Below are 18,874 nucleotides of genomic sequence, written 5' to 3' on the forward strand. Positions count from 1 at the left end.
ATAGATACCCGCCTTAAAATTAGCTGCTTTGCAGTTGACTAGGTGTAAATAGGAGATGCTGTATGCCAGAATCTAAGAAAAAAGCGCTAGGCATCCTAGCCATCGCAGGTGTTGAACCGTACCAAGAAAAGCCAGGTGAAGAGTACATGTCACCTGAGCAAACGGAACATTTTACAAAAATTTTAGCAGCTTGGCGCAACCAGCTCAGGGAAGAAGTTGATCGTACTGTGCACCACATGCAGGACGAAGCAGCGAATTTCCCAGACCCAGTTGACCGTGCTTCTCAAGAAGAAGAATTCAGCCTAGAGTTACGTAACCGTGACCGTGAGCGTCGTCTTATCAAGAAGATTGAAAAGACACTAGATAAGATTGAAGAAGATGATTTTGGCTTCTGCGATTCTTGTGGTGTTGAGATCGGCATTCGTCGCCTTGAAGCTCGTCCAACAGCTGACCTTTGTATTGACTGTAAAACACTTGCAGAGATCAAAGAGAAACAAATGCAAGGTTAATTCTTGCTGATGTAAAAAAGGGAGCTTTCGCTCCCTTTTTTGTTTGTATTGAAAGCTATTTTCAACATGTGTTATCTCATTATCAAATAGCTACCAATACCAACAAACGGTTAATGTTGTTCTATCCAGACTAGGTTTTTCATTCATGAGTTATATCGGGCGTTTTGCACCATCACCGTCAGGTCCTCTTCATTTTGGCTCACTGGTTGCCGCATTAGGTAGCTACTTTCAAGCGAAATCGAACCAAGGACAATGGTTGGTTCGAATGGAAGACCTTGATCCACCAAGAGAAATGGCTGGCGCTGCAGAACTCATCCTCAAAACACTTGAGGCTTATCATCTATTTTGGGATGGCGATGTGGTGTATCAAAGCCAGCGTCATGATTTGTACCAAGCTCAAATAGATGCATGGGTAGCCGATAACCAAGCCTATTATTGCCAATGCACTCGTAAACAGATCAAAGCCCTTGGCGGCTTTTATACTGGAACTTGCCGTAAGGCTGAGTTAATTGATTCAGGCGACCAAGCCGTTCGCTTACTTATGGCACACCCTATTGAATCGTTTACCGACATTCGCCATGGTGAAATTCATATACCGAAAGCACTGGCTGAAGAAGATTTCATCATAAAGCGCAGAGATGGCTTATTCGCTTACAACTTGGCTGTCGTGCTCGATGATATCGACCAAGGCATCACAGAGGTTGTGCGAGGAGCCGATTTGATTGAGCCGACAGGCCGTCAAATTAGTTTGTATAAAACACTCAAACAAAAAACAGTCAGTTACTTGCACTTACCATTGGCAACCGATGGCTTGGGTAATAAACTGTCAAAACAAAATCACGCAACTGCGATAGATCTCGACAATCCGAAACCGACGCTAATTAACGCGATGCGATTCTTAGGTTTTGATATCACCGAAGCCCTTTTGAGTGCTTCAATTGACGAGATTTTGTTTTGGGGCTGCCAGCAATGGAGCATTGCTCAATTGCCTGATAGTTTACAAAAAGAACACCGTGATTAACCCGAGTTCAGAGCTAAATAGCAAAAACGACACATAAAAATGCCATAACCAACAACTGTGGTTAAGCAGACGATGTTCTCAAATGGCTCGCGCTAAGCTATTATTAGCCGCAATTAAACTCTGCACTACCACTTTGGACTAAGAGAAAAACAAAGTTGGCGATACCTACTTTGTTCTAAACTAATGAATACAAACGACAATACCCCAAGCGAACAACGCGGATTCCACGAATTAGCACTGAATATTTATACTCGCCAAGAGCACAATATTTCACGCAAGCAGATCAGCGACAACGCACTAAAAGTATTATATCGCCTAAATGGGGCGGGTTTTGATGCATTTTTAGTCGGTGGTGGTGTGCGCGACATCTTATTGGGTTCTCAACCAAAAGATTTTGATATCGCAACCAACGCTACGCCAGAACAGATCAAAAACCTGTTTAGAAACTGCCGCCTAATTGGCCGCCGTTTCCGCTTGGCACATATCATGTTTGGTCGCGACATCATCGAAGTTGCAACTTTCCGTGGTCACCACCAAGAGCCATCGAAAAACGTGTCTGCGCAATCTGATGAAGGCATGTTGCTACGCGATAACGTGTACGGCAATGTTGATGAAGATGCAGAGCGTCGTGACTTCACTATTAATGCGATGTACTACAACATTGCAGACTACAGCATTCACGATTACGCGGGTGGTGTAGAAGATTTAGAAGACAAGCTGATCCGTTTGATTGGCGATCCAGAAACTCGCTACCGTGAAGACCCGGTACGTATGCTTCGCGCAATGCGTTTTGCCGCTAAACTGGATTTCGATATTGAAGAAGATACTGCCGACCCAATCGAAGAGCTGGCACACCTTCTAAAAGATATCCCAGCTGCGCGTCTTTACGAAGAATCACTCAAGTTACTGCAATCAGGACACGGTTTAGAAACCTACCACTTAATGCGTGAGTACAATCTATTCCAACAGATGTTCCCAGCCGTGGCTGAGCACTTCACTGAAGGTTATGATTCTCATACCGAGCAGATGCTTGATTTAGTACTCGATTCAACTGACCTTCGTATCGACGATGGCAAACGAGTAAACCCAGCCTTCATGTTTGCTGCAATTCTTTGGTACCCAATGAATAAGCTAGCGGACAAGCTAGTCGCTGAACAAGGCATGGCGCACTACGATGCGATCATGGAAGCAAGTAACATCATCCTTGATCAGCAAGTAAAGTCGATTGCTATTCCTCGTCGTCACACCGCGACTATTCGTGAAATTTGGCAGCTGCAAGTTCGACTTCCACGTCGCAACGGCAAACGTGCTGTACGCCTAATGGAATTAAACAAATTCCGTGCGGGCTACGATTTCCTAGAAATGCGTGGCGAAATCGAGGGTGGTGAAACCAAAGAGTTGGCAAAATGGTGGGAGCGTTATCAAACGGCTGGTCGCAATATGCGCCAAGCCATGGCTAATGACGTTGCCGCACCATCAAAATCAGGTCATCGTCGCCGTAAGACTTACCGTAATAAAAAAAGTAAGCAATCCGAATGATAACGGCTTATATTGCGGTCGGCAGCAACCTTGCCGACCCAGTTAGCCAAGCAAATTTGGCTATCGAAACACTTAAAAGCCTACCGCGATCAACGTTTATTGCGACCTCCAAGCTATATAGTAGCACTCCGATGGGGCCGCAAAATCAACCCGACTACATCAACGCGGTAGTGGCAATCCAAACCGAATTAACGCCAATTGAACTGCTTGATTGCACTCAAAAAATCGAGTTAGAGCAAGGGCGCGTCCGTAAAGACGAGCGTTGGGGACCAAGAACCTTGGATCTCGACATTGTGCTTTACGGCAATGAGGTGATCGATTCAGAGCGCTTAACCGTTCCTCATTATGGAATGAAAGAACGAGAGTTTGTACTCTACCCGCTTGCTGAAATCGCACCAAGTTTACAACTCCCTGATGGGACTGAGCTGAACGAACTACTCAAAGTAGTCGATCAAAATGGGCTCAATGTTTGGCAACAATAGCCAAGCGCATTAAGGAAACCCAATGAAAAAAGTAACCATTAACGACCTTATCAAGTGCAAACAAGAAGGCCGTAAATTCGCGACGTCGACAGCTTATGATGCGAGCTTTGCTCAATTATTCGAAAGCCAAGAGATTCCTGTATTACTTGTCGGTGATTCACTAGGCATGGTTTTACAAGGCCAAACTGACACATTACCAGTGACAGTCGACGAAATTGCTTACCACACTCGCTCAGTGCGTGCTGGTAGCCCAAACTGTCTTCTTATGGCCGATATGCCGTTCATGAGCTATGCCACACCTGAGCAAGCTTGTGAGAGCGCTGCAACCATAATGCGTGCTGGTGCAAACATGGTTAAAATCGAAGGCGGAAGCTGGTTGGTTGAAACCGTGAAGATGCTAACAGAGCGCGCTGTTCCCGTTTGTGCTCACTTGGGGTTAACACCTCAATCAGTGAACATCTTTGGTGGTTACAAAGTTCAAGGCCGTGACGATGAGCAAGCGGACAAAATGGTTGCTGACGCGCTAGCTCTGCAAAATGCTGGCGCTCAAATCGTATTACTTGAATGTGTTCCGGCATCATTAGCCAAACGCATTACTGAAGCTTGTGATGTACCAGTGATTGGTATTGGCGCAGGCAACGTTACCGATGGTCAGATCTTAGTGATGCATGACATGTTCGGTATCTCTGCGACTTATATGCCAAGGTTCTCTAAGAATTTCTTAGCTGAAACGGGCGATATGCGTAAAGCGGTCGCTCTATACAAAGAAGAAGTAGAGAGCGCGCGTTTCCCTGATGAAGCTCATACAATAGCTTAGGAGTTACTATGCAAACTTTTGCTGAAATAGCGGCTCTTCGCGAGCAGATTAAACAGTTTAAGCGTGATGGACGTACCGTTGCTTTTGTACCAACAATGGGAAACCTTCATGAAGGTCACCTAACACTGGTAAAGAAAGCGCGTGAATTAGCAGACATTGTTGTGGTGAGCATTTTTGTTAACCCAATGCAGTTTGACCGTGCTGACGACCTGAACAATTACCCTCGAACGTTAGAAGCTGATTTAAGCAAACTAACAGGCGAAGGTGTTGAACTTGTGTTTACGCCAACGCCAGAAGTGATGTACCCAGATGGACTAGATAAACAGACGTTTGTTGAAGTGCCTGGTATTTCGCACATGCTTGAAGGGGCATCTCGCCCAGGCCACTTCCGTGGTGTGGCGACAATTGTTGCTAAGCTATTTAATATCGTTCAGCCAGACTTTGCATGCTTCGGCGAGAAAGACTTCCAACAGCTTGCGGTCATTAGTCACATGACAACGGATCTTGCTTTAGATATCCAAATTATCGGCGTACCAACCGTTCGTGAGATGGATGGACTTGCGATGAGCTCTCGCAATAGCAACCTGACTATCGACGAGCGTCAGCGAGCACCCGTGCTTGCTCGCACTATGCGTTGGATCAGTAGTGCTATTCGTGGCGGCCGTGACGATTACGCATCTGTCATTGAAGACGCAACTGACCAACTTCGTGCTGCAGACCTGCAACCTGATGAGATTTTCATTTGCGATGCTAAAACGCTACAAGCCATCACTTCAGAATCGACTCAAGCCGTTATCTTGATGTCAGCTTTCCTAGGTAAGACTCGTCTTATCGACAACCAAGTTCTCGATTTGGTCACGGAAACAAAAGAAGAAGTGAAAGAAGAAACAGCGGAATAATCGCTCCCTGCTCTAAATGCGAAATAAAAGCACAAAACGCAGAACACAAAAAAAGGTCGATGTAATATCGACCTTTTTCTTTGCCTGTCATTCAGAGCTTACAAGTAATGCATTAACTACGTAAGCCGATGCCCTTTGTCACTAGGTAGTGTGCAATGCCATACAACACCACAATAAACACACCTAGTACGCTGAATGACGTCACAATGCCCACATCAGACACACCTAAGAAGCCATAGCGGAACGCGTTTACCATGTACACGATAGGGTTCAACTTCGACACGCTCTGCCAAACCTCAGGCAATAAACTGATTGAGTAGAACACGCCACCAAGGTATGTCAACGGTGTCAGAATGAACGTTGGGATAATAGAAATATCATCGAACGTGCGGGCAAATACCGCATTAATCAGACCACCAAGAGAAAAGACTATCGAGGTCAAAAATACCGTCGCGATGATCACACCCCAGTGCTCGACCTGCAGGTCAACAAAGAACAGCGATACGAAGGTTACGATGGTACCTACTAATAAGCCACGCACCACGCCACCCATCACGAAACCAGCGATAATCACATAGTTAGGAACAGGGGCGACGAGTAACTCTTCAATGTTCTTTTGAAATTTCGCACTAAAGAACGACGAAGCGACGTTAGAGTATGAGTTGGTGATCACCGACATCATGATCAATCCCGGCACAATGTATTCCATGTAACTAAAACCGTTCATTTCACCGATACGAGCACCAATCAGGTTGCCGAAGATGATGAAGTAAAGCGTCATAGTGATCGCAGGTGGAACCAGTGTTTGCACCCAAATTCGAGTGAATCGGTTCACCTCTTTGGTCAACAAGCTACAAAAAGCTGTCCAATATAATTTATGCATGTTACTTGCTCCCCTCACGCACGATGCTCACAAATAGCTCTTCTAGACGGTTCGCTTTATTACGCATAGAGAGGACTTTTACCTGTTGCTCTGTCAATTGAGCAAAGATAGCGTTCAAACCTAAGTTCTTGTCGATTTCGATCTCTAGCGAGCCATTGACCATTACTTGGCTGTTCACGCCATCAAGCTTAGGCTCTGCAGTGCCCTCTTCAAGATCAAGGATAAAGGTCTCAGCACTTAACTTACCCAACAGCGCTTTCATGGTTGTGTTCTCAATCAGCTCACCACGATTGATGATACCAATGTTACGACACAGCATTTCCGCTTCTTCTAGGTAGTGCGTAGTCAAGATAATGGTAATGCCTTGCTTCTCGTTGATCTCTTTCAGGAATTCCCACATCGAACGACGCAGCTCAATATCAACACCCGCCGTTGGTTCATCAAGGATCAGCAAATGAGGTTCATGCATCAGTGCACGAGCGATCATCAAACGACGCTTCATACCACCAGACAAGTTACGCGCACGCTCGCCACGCTTTTCCCACAAGTCGAGTTGAGATAGGTACTTTTTCGCACGCTCTTTAGCTAAAGCCTTCGGCACACCGTAGTAACCCGCTTGTTGAAGAACAATCTGCTCAACGGTTTCGAAAGGGTTAAAGTTAAACTCTTGCGGCACTAGTCCTAAGTTCTGCTTTGCTAACTCAAGATCAGTATCGATGTCATACCCAAACACTCTAACCTTGCCTGAGGTTTTGTTCACGAGAGAGGAAATAACGCCAATGGTGGTCGATTTACCCGCACCATTTGGACCAAGGAGCGCGTAAAAGTCGCCCTTTTTCACTTGTAAACTGATGCCTTTGAGAGCCTCAAAGCCCCCAGCATAAGTTTTTCTTAATTGCTCAATTTCTAATGCATACATAGAGATAGACTGCCATTTGCGATAGATAGATGTTGATGACCGAGTATGAGGAAGAGAGTAGAACTTAAAACGAGCTAGCTGAACACTAACCCAAAACTTGTTTACTCGACCATTTTGCAAACAAGTTTATCGTTGATTGACGATTAACACAAACATCGATTGATACTTTCTTTTTAAGAGACGAGCGGTCTTATTATCTATAGATGTAAAAATGCCGCTAAGTCATTCGCTTAACGGCATTTCGTGTTTATAAATGAATTCAGTTTTATTCGCTAAAATCCAAACAAAGATTAACTAGAATTGCTTACTAAACCGTTTCGAATTGATGCTCGTCTCTATCAACATAACTCGTAGCAGCGGTGAGCGCCTCATATCGGAATCGATAGGTGTTGGACTCCGGCACTAAATCAATCACGTGGAATTTCTCTAGCTGCTGACGGGTATTCTCGTTTGGACACAACAAATAAACCTCACATTCAGCATCGAGGGCATCTTTGATTGCGTTCTCTAGCGCGAGGCCAACGGTCACGTCAATCATAGGCACATCCGTCAGATCTAAGATCATTGCTTCATAATCAGAGATGCTTGAGTGCTGGCGCGATATCGCCTTCGAAACACTGAAAATCATCGGTCCAGAAAGATAGAAGAACAACACCTTACCGTTAGCGGTATCTAAAAGCTGACGTTCGCTGTCCGTCAGCGGGATATCGTCTTCGTCATCACCATCACTGATGGACTTTACTTGTCTGGCTTGTTCACGACTCAAACGTTCAATAATCAGGATGTTCGATATAAAGACACCAAGACCAACAGCAATAATCAAATCAACAAATACGGTAAGGAGCATCACGCCATACATCACGCCCATGCCCGCATAACTCACCTTGTGTGCGCGCTGAATGAAACTCCAATCAAGAATATTGAAACCCACATACATCGCGATACCCGCGAGCACGGCCATTGGGATCGGTTCGGTCAAACCACCCGCCACCAATACCACCAGCGCCAGAACTAATGCACGAATTACACCTGAAAGTGGCGAACGAGCACCTACTTGGATATTCGTGACCGTCCCCATCGTAGCGCCAGCGCCCGGCAAAGCGCCGAACAAGCCAGAAATCATATTGGCGATGCCCTGTCCACGAAGCTCTTTATCAGAGTCATGCTCTTTACGAGTCAATGAGTCACCGATCACAGCGGTAAGCAGCGTATCGATACAACCCAACGTACCCAACACCAAGGCATCAATCACCATGGTAGTGAACAGTTCAGGGCTAATCGTTGGAATAACTAAAGAAGGTAAGCCGGCCGGGATTTCACCAATACGACGAATAGAATCAGTATCGAAGATGATGACCGACAATAGGGTCACAGCAACTAGAGCTACCAATTGTGCAGGGACATACTTACGGTATTTAGCAGGAAAACCAAAAAGGATACCGAGCGTTAGTGCCCCTAAAAACAGTTCGCTTATTTTCAGGTTGGCCAAGGTATCAGGCAACGCAGAAAGTGTGCCCATCACTCCACCAGATGGAGCAGCATGCCCTAACAAAGGAGAAAGCTGTAAGATGATCAGAATAACGCCAATGCCCGACATAAAGCCGGAGATCACGCTATATGGCATCAAAGTAACGTATTTACCGAGCTTTAATGTCCCAAGTAATATCTGAAATGCACCCGCCATCATCACCACGGTAAAGGTCATTGCCATGCCAGTTTCAGGATATTTAGCGACCATGCTGGTCATCACCGCCGTCATGATCACCGTCATGGGTCCGGTAGGCTCTGATATCAAACTGCTGGAACCGCCAAATAAGGCTGCAAATAGGCCAACCATGATGGCGCCCCATAAGCCCGCTTCCGCCCCCGCTCCAGAAGCAACACCAAATGCTAATGCTAAAGGCAGTGAGATGATGGCTGTAGTGACACCGCCAAACATATCTCCTTTGAGATTGATATCCGCAAAACGACTTCCAAACAAAACACACCTTCCTGATGATGAAATGACAAACCTTATTACTTTAACAAATGAGTCTGTAACACAGAAAGTGTTAATTCAATCACATTATTCATGTCTTATAACCAGATGCTAGCTTCTACGCTAAGTTAATGATTTTAACAGCTAGAACACGTCAGATGAGTGCGAGTTGACACAGTTTTTACGAGATTGAATTTGTAACATTGTGTATAGTTATAATTCTTAATTAAGGGACGTAAGACGCAAAATGCCAGAGATTAAACAGCTTTTTGAAAACAACTCTAAATGGTCTGAAGAAATTCGTTCTCAAAGACCAGAGTATTTTACAACGCTTGAAGAGGGTCAAAACCCTGGTTTCCTATGGATCGGCTGCTCTGATAGCCGTGTACCGGCCGAGCGTCTCACTGGTTTGTATTCTGGCGAACTGTTTGTTCATCGAAATGTCGCTAACCAAGTGGTTCATACCGACCTAAACTGCCTGTCTGTTGTACAGTACGCGGTAGATGTACTCAAAGTTAAACACATTATTGTTTGTGGCCACTACGGTTGTGGTGGTGTTAATGCGGCGATTGATAACCCTAAACTTGGTCTAATCAATAACTGGTTACTTCACATCCGTGATAATTACCTAAAGTACCGTAAGCAAATCGAGGGGCTTCCTCGTGAGCAATGGGGTGACAAACTGTGCGAAATTAACGTTGCAGAACAAGTCTACAACCTTGGTAATTCAACCATCATGCAAAGCGCATGGGAACGTGGACAAGATATTGAAATCCACGGTGTGGTTTATGGTATTGGTAATGGCAAACTACAAGATCTTGGTGTGCGTTGCTCAAGCAATGACACGTTAGAAAACAGCCATTTAGAGGCGCTTGATAAAATCCTCTCGTCTCCAATTCTTGGTTAAGATTTAAACCTTATCGTTTTAATCACTAGATATAAGAAAGGCTCGCATTGTGCGAGCCTTTTTGTTTTGTCAGTCTTCAACAGAGTAATAATTACTCTTGAGGTACAACTTTACCGATGTAAGGTAGGTGACGATATTTCTGTGCGTAGTCGATGCCCACACCAACAACGAATTCGTCAGGAATTTCAAAACCAATCCACTTAGTATCAACAATCACTTCACGACGAGAAGGCTTGTCTAGCAGCGTACAAATCTCGATAGATTTAGGACCACGTAGGCTTAGAATCTCTTTCACTTTAGTCAGTGTGTTACCTGTATCGATAATATCTTCTACAAGTAGAACGTCTTTCCCTTGGATGTCGTCATCAAGGTCTTTCAAAATACGCACGTCACGCGAGCTTTCCATACCGTTGCCGTAGCTAGATGCGGTCATGAAATCAACTTGGTGAGTTAAATCGATAGCACGAGCAAGATCCGCCATAAAGACAAAAGATCCACGTAATAAGCCAACTAGAACTAGATCTTCACTACCGTTGTAGTGTTCCGTGATCTGTTTACCTAGTTCATTCACTCGATCCTGAACTTCTTGCTCAGAGATCATGACTTCAACTGTATGCTTCATACTGCTCTCATTTTATTTGGTGAATGCGACAAGTGTAGACAGTTTTGCCATTGATGCCGCTCAATTTTGTGGGTAAGTCTAGCATTGCTCAAATACCCACACCACCTTATGGTTCGAATTTACTCATACATTCTCAACGAAGTGTGCGCTGATGCCTTGTCTAATACTCGCTTCCTTTCACATCAATCCTGATCACGCTTTATGGATCTAGTTTGATGTAACTGCCTATAAAACAAGCTCAAAGGATTGACCATTCGCATATGCACCATTACACTCATCTTGGCTTAAATAATAATAAAATCATTAATATAAAAAATTCGTTGGCAAGGAAAACAAAATGGACTCAATCTCTAAGAGACCTAGAACTAGGCTTTCACCCCTAAAAAGAAAACTGCAATTGATGGAGATCGCTCTTGAAGTCTTCTCTCGTCGTGGCATTGGCCGTGGCGGTCATGCAGACATCGCAGACATTGCTCAAGTATCAGTTGCAACGGTATTTAACTACTTCCCAACCCGTGAAGACTTGGTTGATGAAGTGCTTAATCACGTGGTTCGCCAATTCTCTAACTTCCTTTCAGACAATATCGACTTAGATATTCACGCAAAAGAAAACCTACATAATATTGCGACTGAAATGGTGACGTTAGTGGCTCAAGATAGCCATTGGTTGAACGTATGGTTTGAATGGAGCGCTTCGACTCGTGATGAAGTGTGGCCTCTATTCGTAACCACTAACCGCACTAACCAGATGTTAGTACAAAATATGTTTAGCAAAGCGATTGAGCGCGGCGAAGTTTGCGACGATCACGACCCTAAGCATCTAGCAAACCTATTCCACGGCATCTGCTACTCGCTGTTCATTCAAGCGAAACGTGTGGAAACGCCAGAAGAGCTTTCAAGCTTAACAGATAGCTACCTAAACATGCTGTGCATCTATAAGTAGCTTCGAGCTTCGAGATAAATTGTTAAAGGGCTGGCCTAATGGGTTAGCCCTTTTTTTGTGAAGTGTAGTCGCTCTTCGCATCCCGAAGCACAGCGTACTCACATCTCGAAGTGAAATGTTTCTACTCTTTTCTTCAGATATAAAAAAGCCGCTGACGAATCAGCGGCTTTTAAAAACATTAGCGAGTGGCTAAGAAAGAATTACTTCTTCTTTTTCACAGCTTTTTTGTTTGGAAGGTCAGTGATTGAACCTTCGAATACTTCCGCAGCAAGACCAACAGACTCGTGTAGAGTTGGGTGAGCGTGGATAGTAAGAGCGATATCTTCTGCATCACAACCCATTTCGATTGCTAGGCCGATTTCGCCAAGAAGTTCACCACCGTTAGTACCAACAACAGCACCACCGATTACGCGATGAGTATCTTTATCGAAGATCATCTTAGTCATACCGTCTGCACAGTCAGAAGCGATTGCACGACCAGAAGCAGCCCAAGGGAAAGTAGCAACTTCGTAGTTCAGGCCTTCCGCTTTCGCTTCTTTCTCAGTCTTACCTACCCAAGCAACTTCTGGCTCAGTGTACGCAATTGATGGGATTACTTTAGGATCGAAGTAGTGCTTCTTACCAGAGATAACTTCAGCAGCTACGTGACCTTCATGCACACCTTTGTGAGCAAGCATTGGTTGACCAACAACGTCACCGATCGCGTGGATGTGAGGAACGTTAGTACGCATTTGCTTATCAACATTGATGAAACCGCGCTCATCAACTTCGATACCTGCTTTTTCAGCGTCGATAAGTGCACCGTTTGGAACACGACCGATAGCAACAAGAACAGCATCGTAGCGCTCAGCTTCAGCTGGTGCTTTTTTGCCTTCCATTGAAACGTAGATACCGTCTTCTTTCGCTTCAACAGCAGTCACTTTAGTTTCAAGCATTAGCTTGAACTTGTTCTTGATGCGTTTAGTGAAGACTTTAACGATGTCTTTATCCGCAGCTGGGATAACTTGATCGAACATCTCAACAACTTCAACTTTAGAACCTAGAGAGTGGTAAACCGTACCCATCTCAAGACCGATGATACCGCCGCCCATGATAAGCAGTTTTTCTGGTACTTCGTTTAGTTCTAGTGCATCCGTAGAATCCCAAATACGTGGGTCTTCATGTGGGATGAAAGGAAGTTTGATTGGGCGAGAACCCGCTGCAATGATTGCATTATCAAAGTTAATTGTTGTCGTTTCTTCGCCAACAACTTCGATGCTGTTAGGACCAGTAAACTTACCGAAACCGTTAACAACAGTAACGTTACGCATCTTAGCCATACCGCCAAGACCGCCAGTCAGTTGATCAACTACTTTGTCTTTCCAGATACGAACTTTGTTGATGTCCGTTTGTGGCTCACCGAATACAACGCCGTGCTCTGCCATCGCTTTTGCTTCTTCAATTACTTTAGATACGTGAAGAAGTGCTTTTGATGGAATACAACCAACGTTTAGACATACACCACCAAGAGTGCTGTAACGTTCAACTAGTACTGTTTCTAGACCTAAATCCGCACAACGGAATGCCGCTGAGTAGCCAGCAGGACCTGAACCAAGTACAACAACTTGGGCTTTAATTTCTTTGCTCATTGTGACCTCTTGTAGTCATTATCCCTAACAGGCTGAGTAGATGTTCTTAAAATTATTGGGCTTTCAAACAAGAAACATTTTACAGAGATGTTAACAGTGTGAAAGTAGCTTTAAGTTAGCCTGTGAGCTAGACAACAATTCCCCCGCAGTTTATGAGAAATGCCGGAAACTGTTCTCTAAAAATAGTCTTTATATAAAGAATTAAGGTGACCCGAAAGTCACCTTAATAATTACTTTCTCAATTACAGTACTAGACGACGAATGTCAGATAGTGCGCTGTTTAGGAAAGTAATGAAGCGTGCACCTTCAGCACCATCGATCACTCGGTGATCGTATGATAGAGACAGTGGAAGCTGTAGACGTGGTTGGAACTCTTTACCATTCCAAACTGGCTTAATCTCAGACTTAGATACACCTAGGATACCTACTTCTGGAGCATTTACGATTGGAGTAAATGCAGTACCGCCAATACCACCAAGGCTAGAGATTGTGAAACAACCGCCTTGCATGTCTGCCGCTGTTAGCTTACCAGAACGTGCTTTCTTAGAAACAACCATTAGTTCTTCAGATAGCTCGTAAATACCTTTCTTGTTCACGTCTTTGAAAACAGGAACAACTAGGCCGTTTGGTGTATCAACTGCGATACCCACGTTTACGTACTTCTTAAGAATGATGCTTTCGCCATCGTCAGAAAGAGACGAGTTGAATGCAGGGAATGCTTCTAGCGCTTTAGCAACAGCTTTCATGATGAACACAAGTGGAGTGATCTTCATGCCAGTGTCTTTCTTCGCTTCGATTGCGTTCTGTTCTTTACGGAATGCTTCTAGCTCAGTGATGTCTGCGTTGTCCCACTGTGTAACGTGAGGGATCATTACCCAGTTACGGTGCAGGTTAGCGCCAGAGATCTTCTTAATCTTAGAAAGCTTCTGAACTTCAGTTTCGCCGAACTTGCTGAAGTCAACTTTTGGCCATGGTAGTAGACCAAGAGCAGAACCGTCACCGCCTTTGCCAGATGCTGCAGCACCAGACTCAAGACGCTTAAGTGCATCTTTAACGTAAGACTGAACGTCTTCTTTAAGGATACGGCTCTTACGACCAGTACCTTTAACCTTAGAAAGGTTAACGCCAAATTCGCGAGCAAGACGACGAACAACTGGAGAAGCGTGTGCGTAGTCACCGTTCTCTTGGAAGTCGCCAGCTGCTGGAGCTACTGCTTCTGCTTTAGGACGGTCCGCCGATGCGGCAGGTGCTGCTGCCGGAGCTGCTGCTTGTGCTGGAGCTGAAGCCGCTACTGCTACTGGAGCTGCGCCTTCAACAACGAAAGTCATGATTGAAGAGCCTGTTGACACTTTGTCGCCAGCTGCAATCTTGATTTCTTTTACTGTACCAGCGAATGGTGCAGGTACTTCCATTGAAGCTTTGTCGCCTTCAACAGTAATTAGAGATTGCTCTTCTTCTACTGTATCGCCAACCGCTACCATGATTTCAGTAACTTCTACTTCGTCGCCACCGATATCTGGAACGTTCACTTCCTTCTCAGCAGATGCTGCTGCAACTGGTGCCGCCGCCGGAGCAGGAGCTGCTGCAACTGGAGCGCCAGAACCTGCCACTTCAAATACCATTACTAGAGAACCAGTAGATACTGAGTCACCAGAAGCGATCTTGATTTCTTTAACGATACCAGCGAATGGTGCAGGAACTTCCATTGAAGCCTTGTCACCTTCAACAGTAAGAAGAGATTGCTCTTCTTCTACTGCGTCGCCAATAGCGACCATGATTTCAGTTACTTCAACTTCATCACCGCCGATATCAGGAACGTGAACTTCTTTAAGCTCAGCTGCCGCTGCAGGAGCAGCTGCAACTGGTGCCGCCGCTTCAACTGCTGGCGCAGCCGGTGCTGCTGCAGCACCTTCCGCTTCGAAGATCATGATAAGAGAACCAGTAGAAACAGAATCACCTTCTGAAATCTTGATTTCTTTAACGATACCCGCTTGAGACGCAGGAACTTCCATTGAAGCTTTGTCGCCTTCAACAGTGATCAGTGACTGTTCTTCTTCAACCTTGTCGCCAACGTTTACAAGAATCTCAGTTACTTCAACCTCGTCAGCACCGATGTCTGGTACATTAATTTCGATTGTCATTGTATTTACCTACCTTAATGCCAGTCTTATGCGTATTGCGGGTTAGTTTTTTCTGTGTCGATATCGAACTTAGCAATTGCTTCAACAACTACTGATTTCTCGATGTCACCACGTTTAGCCAGTTCAGTTAGAGCTGCAACTACGATGTAGCCAGCGTTAACTTCGAAGTGACGACGTAGGTTTGCACGGCTGTCAGAACGGCCGAAACCATCTGTACCAAGTACTTTGTAAGACTCAGTTGGCATGTACGCACGTACTTGCTCAGCGTAGTTCTTCATGTAGTCAGTCACTGCGATTGCAGGCTCTTTACCAAGAACAGTCGTGATGTACGGTACTTTCTCTTCAGCTTCTGGGTGAAGCATGTTGTCACGCTCTACCGCTTGGCCGTCACGAGTCAGTTCGTTGAACGACGTTACTGAGAATACATCAGATGCTACGCCGTACTCTTCGCTTAGAATTTCAGCCGCTTTACGCGCTTCATTCATGATAGTACCAGAGCTCATTAGTTGAACTTTGCCCTTAGCACCAGCGTGAGATTCAAGCTTGTAGATACCCTTACGAATGCCTTCTTCAGCGCCTTCTGGCATTGCTGGCATTGCGTAGTTCTCGTTCATTACTGTTAGGTAGTAGTAAACGTTCTCTTGGTTCTCACCGTACATGCGACGGATACCGTCTTGCATGATAACCGCTAGCTCGTAAGCAAACGTTGGGTCGTAAGAGATACAGTTAGGGATCGTGTTCGCTTGAATGTGCGAGTGACCATCTTCGTGCTGTAGACCTTCACCATTCAGTGTTGTACGACCTGCAGTAGCACCTAGTAGGAAGCCACGAGCTTGTTGGTCGCCTGCTAACCAAGCCATGTCGCCAATACGTTGGAAACCGAACATTGAGTAGTAGATGTAGAACGGGATCATCGGTAGATCGTTTGTGCTGTATGAAGTTGCAGCAGCAACCCATGAAGCCATAGAACCTAGTTCGTTGATACCTTCTTGAAGAACTTGACCAGACGTTGCTTCTTTGTAGTAAGAAACGATGCCTTTATCTTCAGGTGTGTATTCTTGACCGTGTGGGTTGTAGATACCAACCTGACGGAATAGACCTTCCATACCGAATGTACGAGCTTCATCACAGATGATAGGAACGATGTTCTTACCAATGTTCTTATCTTTAAGAAGGATGTTTAGCGTACGTACATAAGCCATAGTTGTAGAGATATCACGCTTCTGTTCACCTAGTAGAGGTGCGAATGCGTCTAGCTCAGGAACCTTGAACTCTTGAGTAAACTTAGGAAGACGAGCAGGCGTGTAACCGTGTAGAGCGTTACGACGAGCGTGCATGTATTCGTACTCAGGCGTACCTTCTTCTAGTTTCAGGTAAGGAAGCTCTGTGATTTTCTCATCAGAAAGAATGTCTTCTAGGCCTAGACGATCACGTAGGTGTTGAACATGAGTCATGTCCATTTTCTTAACACCGTGTGCAATGTTCTTACCTTCAGCTGCATCACCCATACCGTAACCTTTAACAGTCTTAGCTAGGATTACAGTTGGCTTACCGTTTGTCTCTTTTGCATTGTTGAATGCAGCAAACAGTTTAGAAGAATCGTGACCACCACGCTTAAGCGCGAAGATTTCGTCATCAGTCATATCTGCAACTAGTGCAGCTGTTTCTGGGTACTTACCAAAGAAGTGCTCACGTACGTATGCGCCATCTTTAGATTTGAATGTCTGGTAGTCACCATCGATAGTTTCGTTCATTAATTGAAGAAGCTTACCAGTCGTGTCTTTAGCCAGTAGAGAATCCCAGTTGCTACCCCAGATAACTTTAACAACGTTCCAACCTGCGCCTTTGAATAGGCCTTCAAGTTCTTGAATGATGCTACCGTTACCCATTACAGGGCCGTCTAGACGCTGTAGGTTACAGTTGATTAGGAAACATAGGTTGTCTAGCTTCTCACGCGCAGCGAAAGAGATAGCACCACGTGATTCTGGCTCATCCATCTCACCGTCACCTAGGAACGCGTATACGCGTTGCGCTGAAGTTTCTTTCAGGCCACGGCCGTCAAGGTACTTAAGGAAGCGCGCTTGGTAGATAGCAGAGATAGGACCAAGACCCATAGATACTGTCGGGAACTGCCAGAACTCAGGCATCAGTTTCGGGTGCGGGTAAGAAGGGATACCTTTACCATCAACTTCTTGACGGAAGTTATCTAGCTGTTCTTCAGTTAGACGACCTTCAACGAATGCACGAGAGTAGATACCTGGAGAGATGTGACCTTGGTAATAAACTAGATCGCCACCGTCCGTCTCATTTGGAGCACGGAAGAAGTGGTTGAAACATACTTCGTAGAACGCTGCAGCTGACTGGTAAGAAGCCATGTGACCACCAAGGTCTAGGTCTTTCTTAGAAGCACGCAATACGATCATGATTGCGTTCCAGCGAATAATCGAACGAATACGACGCTCAAGAGTTACGTCACCAGGGTAAGCTGGCTCTTGTGCTGCTGGAATTGTGTTGATGTAGTTCGTGTTGATGCCTGTAGCCATATCAACACCATCTAAACGCGCTTTATCTAGAACTTGTTCTAGTAAAAACTGTGCACGTTCTACACCTTCTTCACGTACTACTGACTCAAGAGCTTCTAACCAATCTTGAGTTTCCAGAGCATCAACGTCATGCTTCATGTCAGACATGGCGATCTATCCTTTTTGTTAGTTGGATTCTACTAAACACGTAAAAAGCCGAAGTATTACGGCTATTTACCCTGTTGGATTCGACGTAAAGAACGTTCGCGGCGCGATTCTTCTTTGGTCAAATCCATCAATGTTTCTTCGATGTAAGCTAAATGAGAGTGTGACATTTCACGAGCCTGTTCTGGCTGTCCTGAAACGATCGCATCCACAATGTTAGCTCGATGTATACTCACTTTCTCCACAACGTCTTTACGACGATGCAACAGCTTTAAATTTTCTAAGACGTTTTGCTCGAGTAACGGAGCCAAGCTACGAACAATGTGCAATAACACCACATTGTGCGCTGCCTCTGTTAAAGCAATAAGAAAAGCCATCACAGCTGCAGATTCGGCTTCAATATCACCCTTATCTTGCGCACCGCGAATTTTTTCTTGGCATGCTTGAATTCGAGCAAAGTCTTCATCAGTGCCACGTAATGCCGCGAAGTAAGCCGAAATCCCTTCCATCGCATGACGCGATTCCAACAAGTCTAGTTGGGTTTCAGAATGGGAGGACAACAAATTAAGCAAAGGATCTGAAAAGCTTTTCCAGATATTTTCGCTAACAAACGTACCTCCACCTTGACGGCGAGTAAGCAAGCGTTTTGCTTCTAAACGTTGTATCGCTTCTCGGATTGAAGGACGAGACACATCGAACTGTTTCGCCAGTTCGCGCTCAGGCGGCAGCTGCTGCCCTGGAGCCAGTGTTCCTTCCACTATCAACCTTTCTAACTCTTGTTCGATAACGTCCGAGAGTTTTGGCTGACGAATCCTTTGATAAGCCATAGTTTGTTATTCTTCTTTTTCTTCGCTGACAATTGGTATTACCAATTTTAAGTTGGGCAGAAATTAACATAA

General features: G+C 45.0%; 16 protein-coding genes. 8 read left to right on the forward strand and 8 right to left on the reverse strand.

The features are described from left to right. Positions 1-62: 62 nt before the first annotated feature. The 6 genes from dksA (at position 63) to panC (ending at position 5,267) form a co-directional block, all read left to right on the forward strand. Complete coding sequence (gene dksA / locus QUF19_RS14140; protein ID WP_017108728.1) at positions 63-509, forward strand: RNA polymerase-binding protein DksA; 447 nt, start codon at positions 63-65, stop codon at positions 507-509. A gap of 145 nt (positions 510-654) precedes the next feature. Then, positions 655-1,530, forward strand: coding sequence for a tRNA glutamyl-Q(34) synthetase GluQRS (gluQRS, locus tag QUF19_RS14145; protein WP_286294719.1), 876 nt, complete (start codon positions 655-657; stop codon positions 1,528-1,530). Between the two features lie 183 nt (positions 1,531-1,713). Next, a complete protein-coding gene (gene pcnB, locus QUF19_RS14150) occupies positions 1,714-3,069 on the forward strand; it encodes a polynucleotide adenylyltransferase PcnB (protein WP_017106901.1) in 1,356 nt (451 codons plus the stop codon). Beyond that, a complete protein-coding gene (folK, locus tag QUF19_RS14155) occupies positions 3,066-3,551 on the forward strand; it encodes a 2-amino-4-hydroxy-6-hydroxymethyldihydropteridine diphosphokinase (protein ID WP_017106900.1) in 486 nt (161 codons plus the stop codon). The genes pcnB and folK overlap by 4 nt, the downstream gene beginning before the upstream one ends. A gap of 22 nt (positions 3,552-3,573) precedes the next feature. Then, the gene (gene panB / locus QUF19_RS14160; protein WP_286294720.1) at positions 3,574-4,368 is read left to right on the forward strand and encodes a 3-methyl-2-oxobutanoate hydroxymethyltransferase; all 795 of its coding nucleotides are present in this window, start codon (positions 3,574-3,576) and stop codon (positions 4,366-4,368) included. An 8-nt stretch (positions 4,369-4,376) separates the two neighbouring features. Then, on the forward strand, positions 4,377-5,267 hold the full coding sequence (panC, locus tag QUF19_RS14165; RefSeq protein ID WP_017106898.1) for a pantoate--beta-alanine ligase: 891 nt from the start codon (positions 4,377-4,379) through the stop codon (positions 5,265-5,267). A 112-nt stretch (positions 5,268-5,379) separates the two neighbouring features. On the opposite strand, the gene QUF19_RS14170 is transcribed toward panC, so the two are convergent. From QUF19_RS14170 to QUF19_RS14180, 3 genes are all read right to left on the reverse strand, one after another. Then, positions 5,380-6,150, reverse strand: a complete 771-nt coding sequence (locus QUF19_RS14170) for an ABC transporter permease (RefSeq protein ID WP_102437696.1) — start codon at positions 6,148-6,150, stop codon at positions 5,380-5,382. Between the two features lies 1 nt (position 6,151). After that, positions 6,152-7,069, reverse strand: a complete 918-nt coding sequence (locus QUF19_RS14175; protein ID WP_286298899.1) for an ABC transporter ATP-binding protein — start codon at positions 7,067-7,069, stop codon at positions 6,152-6,154. Positions 7,070-7,376: 307 nt separating this feature from the next. Continuing rightward, a complete protein-coding gene (locus QUF19_RS14180) occupies positions 7,377-9,008 on the reverse strand; it encodes a SulP family inorganic anion transporter (RefSeq protein WP_286298900.1) in 1,632 nt (543 codons plus the stop codon). Positions 9,009-9,294: 286 nt separating this feature from the next. Here QUF19_RS14180 and can point away from each other — a divergent pair, with 286 nt between their 5' ends. Next, positions 9,295-9,954, forward strand: coding sequence for a carbonate dehydratase (gene can, locus QUF19_RS14185; RefSeq protein ID WP_286294721.1), 660 nt, complete (start codon positions 9,295-9,297; stop codon positions 9,952-9,954). Between the two features lie 91 nt (positions 9,955-10,045). On the opposite strand, the gene hpt is transcribed toward can, so the two are convergent. Beyond that, complete coding sequence (gene hpt / locus QUF19_RS14190; protein WP_010435974.1) at positions 10,046-10,576, reverse strand: hypoxanthine phosphoribosyltransferase; 531 nt, start codon at positions 10,574-10,576, stop codon at positions 10,046-10,048. A 337-nt stretch (positions 10,577-10,913) separates the two neighbouring features. Between hpt and QUF19_RS14195 the strand changes: the two genes are divergently transcribed. Continuing rightward, entirely contained in the window at positions 10,914-11,519 is a 606-nt protein-coding gene (locus QUF19_RS14195) for a LuxR/HapR/OpaR family quorum-sensing transcriptional regulator (protein WP_048664508.1), read from the forward strand. Between the two features lie 200 nt (positions 11,520-11,719). Here QUF19_RS14195 and lpdA read toward each other — a convergent pair whose 3' ends face one another. The 4 genes from lpdA to pdhR form a co-directional block, all read right to left on the reverse strand. Further along, the gene (gene lpdA / locus QUF19_RS14200; protein WP_004735450.1) at positions 11,720-13,147 is read right to left on the reverse strand and encodes a dihydrolipoyl dehydrogenase; all 1,428 of its coding nucleotides are present in this window, start codon (positions 13,145-13,147) and stop codon (positions 11,720-11,722) included. Between the two features lie 242 nt (positions 13,148-13,389). Further along, positions 13,390-15,288: a pyruvate dehydrogenase complex dihydrolipoyllysine-residue acetyltransferase gene (gene aceF, locus QUF19_RS14205; RefSeq protein ID WP_286294722.1), complete on the reverse strand. Its 1,899-nt coding sequence runs from the start codon at positions 15,286-15,288 to the stop codon at positions 13,390-13,392. 26 nt (positions 15,289-15,314) lie between these two features. Beyond that, positions 15,315-17,978, reverse strand: a complete 2,664-nt coding sequence (gene aceE, locus QUF19_RS14210; protein ID WP_102437688.1) for a pyruvate dehydrogenase (acetyl-transferring), homodimeric type — start codon at positions 17,976-17,978, stop codon at positions 15,315-15,317. Between the two features lie 62 nt (positions 17,979-18,040). After that, entirely contained in the window at positions 18,041-18,802 is a 762-nt protein-coding gene (pdhR, locus tag QUF19_RS14215) for a pyruvate dehydrogenase complex transcriptional repressor PdhR (protein ID WP_009847596.1), read from the reverse strand. Positions 18,803-18,874 lie beyond the last annotated feature (72 nt).

This window comes from Vibrio sp. FE10, assembly GCF_030297155.1.
Lineage (GTDB): Bacteria > Pseudomonadota > Gammaproteobacteria > Enterobacterales > Vibrionaceae > Vibrio > Vibrio apostichopi.